Raw genomic sequence first — 6,856 nt, 5'->3', positions numbered from 1 at the left:
GGGAGCATTCACCCGATCTTGTTATTCTCGATGTGTTTATGCCAGAGCAGGATGGACTCGAGACCCTTCAGCAAATTCGCAGCCAGCAAGAAAGTGTCGATGTGATTATGGTAACAGCGGCGAATGACCATGAAACAGTGAAAATGGCTCTCCAAAATGGAGCCTTTGATTATATTATTAAGCCGTTTCAATTCGATAGGATCCAGAAGGCTTTAGAAAAATATAAAATTTATCACTCAAAGGTTAAAAATGAGCTGTCGTTATCTCAGCAGCAGCTTGACGAGTTTCTGCATTCCCCCTCCACATCGAAGAAGTTAAATAATGTAAATGATTTGCCAAAAGGACTGAATGAAGTTACATATAGGCAAATTATTGCCTATTTACATGAACAAGAATTAGCTAAATCCTCTGAGGAAGTAGCCGATGGGGTGGGCATTGCCCGCGTGACGGCTCGCCGCTATCTTGAATATTTAGTGAAGCTCGGTGAAATTAAAATTGAATTAAAATATGGAGGTGTCGGCAGGCCTGTAAATCGATATTCCATCATTAAATAAACGCTCTAGAGACCAAAAAGACCAAAATGTCCAAAATGTTCAAAACCTTCTCACATCCCTTTGAAAACGTTATCATGAAAAAAACAAGATTGATACGTTTGAGAAGGAGGAGAAAAAATGAAGAAGGTCTTTAAAAACTTAACAGTTCAAGTAGTTATTGCCATCATCTTAGGTGTGATTGTCGGCTTAGTTTGGCCGGAAGTCGGAAAATCAGTGAAGCCATTGGGAGATACCTTTATTAAAGGGGTTAAAATGGTTATTGCCCCAATTATTTTTCTAACTATCGTTCTCGGAATTGCAAAAATGGGCGATATGAAAAAGGTTGGAAAAGTTGGCGGGAAGGCTTTTATCTATTTTGAAATTGTCACAACGCTAGCACTCGTAATTGGTCTATTTGTCGTTAATATTATCAAGCCAGGTGCGGGACTGAATTTTGATAAGATGCAAAAAGGGGATGTCTCTCAATATACAACTGGTGACGGCGGAAAAATTGATTGGATCGACTTTATTACAAATATTGTTCCATCCAATATGTTTGATGCGTTTGCCAAAGGGGATATTCTTCAAGTTTTATTTTTCTCCATTCTTTTCGGGGTTGCATTAACAGCTCTTGGGGAAAAAGGCAAGCCGATCATTGATTTCTTTGATAAAATTTCGCATGTTTTCTTTAATATTATCGGTTATATTATGAGAGCTGCTCCGATCGGTGCTTTTGGAGCAATGGCATTTACGATTGGAAATTATGGCATTGCTTCAATGAAGCCTCTTGCTATGTTAATGTTGTCCGTTTATGCAACAATGGCATTATTTATATTTGGGGTCTTAAATATCATTTGTAAAATGTATGGATTCAGCTTATTTAAGTATTTAAAATTCATTAAAGAAGAGCTATTAATCGTTCTAGGCACGAGTTCATCTGAATCCGTTCTTCCACGAATGATGGATAAAATGGAGAAGTTCGGCTGCTCGAAGTCAGTCGTAGGACTTGTCATTCCAACAGGATATTCATTTAATCTTGATGGAACTTCTATTTATCTCTCTATGGCTGTAGTGTTTCTTGCTCAGGTTTTCCAAGTTGATTTAAGCGTCGGACAGCAAATTACGATTATTTTAATCTTAATGTTAACTTCTAAAGGGGCGGCAGCTGTTACGGGGGGCGGATTTATCGTTCTTGCTTCAACGCTAACGGCTATGCAGATCATCCCAGTTGAGGGTCTGGCCTTATTACTTGGAGTGGACCGCTTCATGAGTGAAGGTCGAGCCATCACAAACCTAATTGGAAACGGTATTGCAACAATTGCTATTGCTAAAAGCGAGAAGGAATTCGATGAAACGAAACAACAACAAGCGATTATTGAATTAAATACGAAAAACAAAGTAGCCGTTTAAATAGTTATGGAAAAAGCCCTTGAAATCTATGCAAGGGCTTTTTGTAATGTCTAGCTCCAGCGCCTACCCCCGACATACAGGACGTACTAGTGTCGACTATGCGACAGGACATGCATCAATTAATTGCCAGATACTGATTTTGCGGAATGATATGGGGAAAATGTTGAAAATCCTCTTCGAAAAGTAGAATGTTATATAGTCCTAATACAAATTGATTTTTAAGATTAAGAAATGGATGTAAACTAGAAATTGAAGCGAGTTATAGAAAAACATTGCAGTTCAATTAAAAGTCTACATTTAGATTTCTGATGATAAAAGATGTTATTTTTGCTTTGCATTTTGTTAGTTTATAGGTATTGGTCTATGCAGACATCCAAACTAAATTAGATCATCAAGCTATCCTTTAATCCCTATTATATGGGAAATTCCGCCATGGTGCTGCTGCCATCAATTGCATGTAATAATGGCGATATTTTTCCTGTATAATCGGGGATATGGAAGGAGTGATTTAATTTTGATGATTGTACTTTTCGCTGTATTGGCGGGTTTTCTTTATTACCTTCTAAAAATGGCTAATAGAAACACGAAAGATATCGTGATTAATAAAGTTAAAGTTCATAATGAATCAACAAATAGACATGCTCCAAAGCTAAATATTCTTCATCTATCTGATTTGCATCTTGAAAATATTTCAATTTCCCCTGACGAGCTTTATGTAAAGTTGAAAGCTGAATCCATTGATCTCATTGCTCTTACTGGAGATTTCCTCGACCGTAAACGTACGATTCCTAAGCTAGTGCCTTATTTAAAAATTCTTAATCAATTACAACCTAAACATGGCATTTATGCTGTATTGGGGAACCATGACTATGTTCTGCGGAATCAAAACTTGCAAGCATTATTAGATACACTCGAAACCTATAACTGCAAAGTATTGAAAAATGAAAATGATGTAATCATGGTTGATGGGTGTCCAGTCAATATTATTGGCATTGATGACTTTAGTACAAAGCGAAGTGACCTTGATGTCTCATACAATGGAATTAAGCAAGGGACAAATTTAGTTTTAACCCATGACCCTAATATTGTTCTGCATATGAAGAAATACCATTTTGATTATTTGTTAGCCGGTCATTTCCATGGAGGGCAAATTTGCTATCCGAAAGCCTATCATCTTGTGAAAATGGGGAAGCTCGCAAGGATGAATATTACAAAAGGATTTCATACCCAGGATGGAAAGCCTTATTATATTAGCGAGGGGCTTGGTCAAACTGGCGTGAATATCCGTGTCGGAAGCCGACCAGAAATAACGTTTCATGAGTTAACCTTAGCTGCAAACGATAGAAGGGCTGCAGCGGCTATATAAGAAAAAAGCTGTTCTTTTATAACAGCTTTTTCTTATTCCTTCATTAATTTCTATACATTTCGGATAGTTTGTTTGTGGACATAAATAAGTAATTTGGCTTTCGATTTTTTAGAGACTCCCAGGAGGTATGTTTGTTGGATAGAAGCTCTATCGGGAAAAAGGCAAACCATTTAAACCATTTATAAACGGGGCTGTATATATCTACAACCTCAAAACCGAGCCGTTCACAGCCTTTATTCAGCATCGTAATGCCGACGATCCCTTTAACCATATATGCTTGACGGCATTCCCGAATATAAATCTCCACCTCAGGAAGAGATTTTTGGACATATTGATAAATAAATTTCGCTTTTTTCAAATCACTCTTTATGTCTTTTAGTTCTATTAATAACTTGGCATTGTGGAGATGAATTTTGACTAGCGTGTCATTTTTATTGATTCGAGTTCCGTCAGATAGGACCACATTTCTCCCTTTGTATTTTGTTATTCGAATCCTGAAAATATTGCTTTTTGCCCCTTCACACGGAAGTAAGGTAAGGCGTGAAAAGAAATAATAAATCGGATCAAACCAATTCCAAATCGAAAGAACATATCCTCTCATACTTCCTGTCTCTCCTTCATCTGTTTCCTTTTCCCACTTATTTTTCTTCGATAAGTCAAATATTATTTGTGGAAAAATATCGCTAGAAGAGACAAGAAATCAAGGGACAAATTCTGTAACTCCTGTTTGTTCATCCTTAATAATACCGATTCCGCCTATTACTTCTATTTGCGCACCAAATGATTGAAAAAAGTCCCCTGCCACAGCTATTCTCTGTGCATTTATAAACTGTTCTCTATCTAGCGCTGACAATTCTTTTGTAACCCCTAATGCTTCTAACAATTGTCCAATAGCTTGCACCCATAAACCAAACAGGAGCTTTTTCTCCGGCTCTGAATCATGTTTGTCGTCTGATATACTAAATAGCTTCGATACCAAAATGGCTTTACTAAATGCTGCCGTAGCTTGAAACCAAACGACTGCCTCTATTTGCTCTTCCAGCTGAAGCTTTAAGCTCTCAATATCTGCATTTGTTTGCTTTTCCGTTTTTGTTTGATTTTCGGTTTTTTTTTGCTTTTCCGCTTTTGTTTGATTTTCAGCTTTTGTGTTTTTACCGGTCATCTTTATCCACTCCATTACATCAACGGGCTTACATCATTACTATTCGAACTGGGGTGTTTTCGTGATTAACAGTAAAAGTGCATTATTTATATAAAAAGACTTTTAATTGGCTGCTCTTATCTATGGTTACTAATAATACATCGTTAAGCTCAACATTATGATTGGTTTTCAAGGCAGATAGGAGCCAGCTTTCATCTTTGCCCATTTGCTGCAATGCCGACTTTTCAATATTCCCTTCCTTCACAACCGTTTTTGGAAAATCAAACGGCTCCGTTATGATATTCAAATCACCCCGAGTAACCGTTTGAAAGTTGGGACTTACGAAAAAGGAGATGGTTCCATCAGGCTCCCATAAAGCGAGTGCTACTTTTTTTACATCATCAATTTTTTCTTTTCTGGCTTCAGATAATATATAGTCTACTGACACTCTTGCTTTCGTTAAGTTTTTATAAATGAATTGTCCGTTTTTAATCAAGGGAAATGGGTTAGGCAAAACAAATTTTCTTAGTTTTTTTGATTTTAATACTAAGAAAACGCTTGATACATATAAAATGACAAGTGCACTCATCGAAATCATTGATCCTTTTAGGCCTAATCGTTCATCTGACAGAGGGTGAGCTATGATATTGCCAAAGACTACAGCAATAGCAAAATCGAGCAAATTTAGCTGTGAAATAGATCGCTGCCCCATTAGTTTTGCAATAATAATCATAAAAAAATAGATTACAACAGCTCTTAAAATCCATTGCATGGCAGTAAGTGTTTCTTGACCATAAAAAAAGTCCATATGAACTTCTCCCTCCGGACATCTTCGGTATGTACATATTGATAACATACCCGAAAAGCACAAGGCTGATTACTTCTTTAGTAATCAGCTCCTTCTAGCTATCACTTTAATTATTCAATTTCACCGATGAAAATGTCCGTTATCCAGTTTATTAAGGACATTTTAGTAAAAGAATGAAATCCAGTATTTTAAGCCCATACTAATATGAATGTTTATTTAATGTTCAGTAATAACTCCTTAGAGGTGATTCACATCATGCCAATGCTTAAACTGGATAACGATGTTAATCTTTATTATTCAATTAACGGAAAAGGAACTCCTATTGTTTTTATTCATCCCCCAGTCATCACTTCAGTTAATTTTACATACCAAATGGAGGATCTATCTCAACATTTCCAAATCATCACTTTTGATATTCGGGGCCATGGGCTGAGTGATTTTTCCAAATCCCCCCTTACATACCCGCTTATTGCAAAAGATATTCAAGCTTTATTAGATCATTTGCAAATTGAGAAAGCCTATATATGCGGATATTCTTCTGGTGGTTCGATTGTTCTGGAATATTTGCTGACTTTTCCTGATCGAGCATTAGGCGGAATATTGGTTAGTGGTATGCCCGATGTGAATGATGAATATTTAAGAAAACGGATTTCTATGGCCATTAAACTAGCAGAGGCTGGGGCGAAAAAGGTATTAGCTTGGACGATTTCTATTGGCAATGCCAACACCAAAGACTTATTCAAAATCATGTTCTCTGAGGCTTGCAAAGGGGACATCAGAAATATGGAGCAATATTTTCGTTATAGCTTGCAATATAATTGTACAAACCGGCTCGAAGAAATTCCGCATCCAATTTTACTCGTTTATGGCAATAAAGATAAACCCTTTCATCAATATGCCCAGCTTCTGCATGAAAAATTGACGAACAATGTAATACGGTTTATTGAAGAAAATCATCGTATTCCTACAAAGGCAGCTAAGGAGCTAAATGAATGTATCAAGCAGTTTTGTCTCTCACACTAGCCAAATCTAGACGGAAACTCGTAAAAAAAAACACCAATCAGCTGTACATGATTGGTGCTTTCCTTTACCTTATTTTGCAAATCGATGTTTTCCAATCGTTACAGTCACTTGTCTTGAAAAAACCCATTTGCTTGTTGATGTTTTTGGATTAAAGAAATACAACGATCCTCTTCCTTGCCCTCTAAATGCTAATGCCTCATCGACTGCTTTCTTTGAGGACAGGTCAGCGGGTTGGTTAATCGCTCCATTTTGAACAGGTGTAAAGGCATAGTGCCCGCTTACTTTTTCATAGATGACACCTGAAACTGTATTTGGGAAAAGTGGACTATCAAGACGGTTTAAGACAACGGTTGCCACTGCCACTTTTCCTGCGTAAGGCTCACCCTTAGCTTCGGCATGGACAAGACGAGCGATTAGTTCTTTTTCTGCAGCAGTAATTTTTGAATTGGGGATCAGGATTTTCTCGCCAGCATAAAGTAAATCACTAGTCCTGTTATTTACTTTTTTCAAGTGAGGCACGGAAATTCCATATTGATTTGCAATCGTCCAATAGGATTGTCCTTTATGTACGATAT

The 6,856-nt window shown here is 37.1% G+C and carries 8 protein-coding genes; 4 read left to right on the top strand and 4 right to left on the bottom strand.

What is annotated here, in order from left to right:
• From V7149_RS03735 to V7149_RS03725, 3 genes are all read left to right on the top strand, one after another.
• Positions 1-554, top strand: a 554-nt coding sequence (locus tag V7149_RS03735) for a response regulator (RefSeq protein WP_335344313.1), incomplete at its 5' end; no start/stop codon positions are given.
• A 117-nt stretch (positions 555-671) separates the two neighbouring features.
• A complete protein-coding gene (gene dctP / locus V7149_RS03730; protein WP_335344312.1) occupies positions 672-1,943 on the top strand; it encodes a C4-dicarboxylate transporter DctP in 1,272 nt (423 codons plus the stop codon).
• Positions 1,944-2,457: 514 nt separating this feature from the next.
• Positions 2,458-3,309 (top strand): metallophosphoesterase, encoded by an 852-nt coding sequence (locus V7149_RS03725; protein WP_335344311.1) that lies wholly within the window; start codon positions 2,458-2,460, stop codon positions 3,307-3,309.
• A gap of 43 nt (positions 3,310-3,352) precedes the next feature.
• Here the strand turns inward: V7149_RS03725 and V7149_RS03720 are convergent, their stop codons facing one another.
• From V7149_RS03720 to V7149_RS03710, 3 genes are all read right to left on the bottom strand, one after another.
• Positions 3,353-3,910, bottom strand: coding sequence for a YkoP family protein (locus V7149_RS03720; RefSeq protein ID WP_335344310.1), 558 nt, complete (start codon positions 3,908-3,910; stop codon positions 3,353-3,355).
• Between the two features lie 99 nt (positions 3,911-4,009).
• Positions 4,010-4,471, bottom strand: a complete 462-nt coding sequence (locus tag V7149_RS03715; RefSeq protein WP_335344309.1) for a hypothetical protein — start codon at positions 4,469-4,471, stop codon at positions 4,010-4,012.
• 82 nt (positions 4,472-4,553) lie between these two features.
• Positions 4,554-5,258 (bottom strand): DUF421 domain-containing protein, encoded by a 705-nt coding sequence (locus V7149_RS03710; protein ID WP_335344308.1) that lies wholly within the window; start codon positions 5,256-5,258, stop codon positions 4,554-4,556.
• Between the two features lie 255 nt (positions 5,259-5,513).
• On the opposite strand from V7149_RS03710, the gene V7149_RS03705 reads away from it, so the two are divergent.
• Positions 5,514-6,281: an alpha/beta fold hydrolase gene (locus V7149_RS03705; RefSeq protein WP_335344307.1), complete on the top strand. Its 768-nt coding sequence runs from the start codon at positions 5,514-5,516 to the stop codon at positions 6,279-6,281.
• A gap of 69 nt (positions 6,282-6,350) precedes the next feature.
• Here the strand turns inward: V7149_RS03705 and V7149_RS03700 are convergent.
• A partial coding sequence (locus tag V7149_RS03700) for a cell wall hydrolase (protein WP_335344306.1) occupies positions 6,351-6,856 on the bottom strand: 506 nt, incomplete at its 5' end.

Origin of the sequence: Bacillus sp. JJ1503 (assembly GCF_036965125.1) — a bacterium.
Classification (GTDB): Bacteria; Bacillota; Bacilli; order Bacillales; family Cytobacillaceae; genus Cytobacillus.
Note: the sequence above shows the minus strand (reverse complement) of the source record. Positions and strands in the feature narration are given on the sequence as shown.

Coding starts and splice junctions, on each gene's coding strand:
- dctP (WP_335344312.1), top strand. CDS start 672: ATGAAGAAGGTCTTTAAAAACTTAACAGTTCAAGTAGTTATTGCCATC.
- V7149_RS03710 (WP_335344308.1), bottom strand. CDS start 5,258: ATGGACTTTTTTTATGGTCAAGAAACACTTACTGCCATGCAATGGATT.
- V7149_RS03720 (WP_335344310.1), bottom strand. CDS start 3,910: ATGAGAGGATATGTTCTTTCGATTTGGAATTGGTTTGATCCGATTTAT.
- V7149_RS03705 (WP_335344307.1), top strand. CDS start 5,514: ATGCCAATGCTTAAACTGGATAACGATGTTAATCTTTATTATTCAATT.
- V7149_RS03715 (WP_335344309.1), bottom strand. CDS start 4,471: ATGACCGGTAAAAACACAAAAGCTGAAAATCAAACAAAAGCGGAAAAG.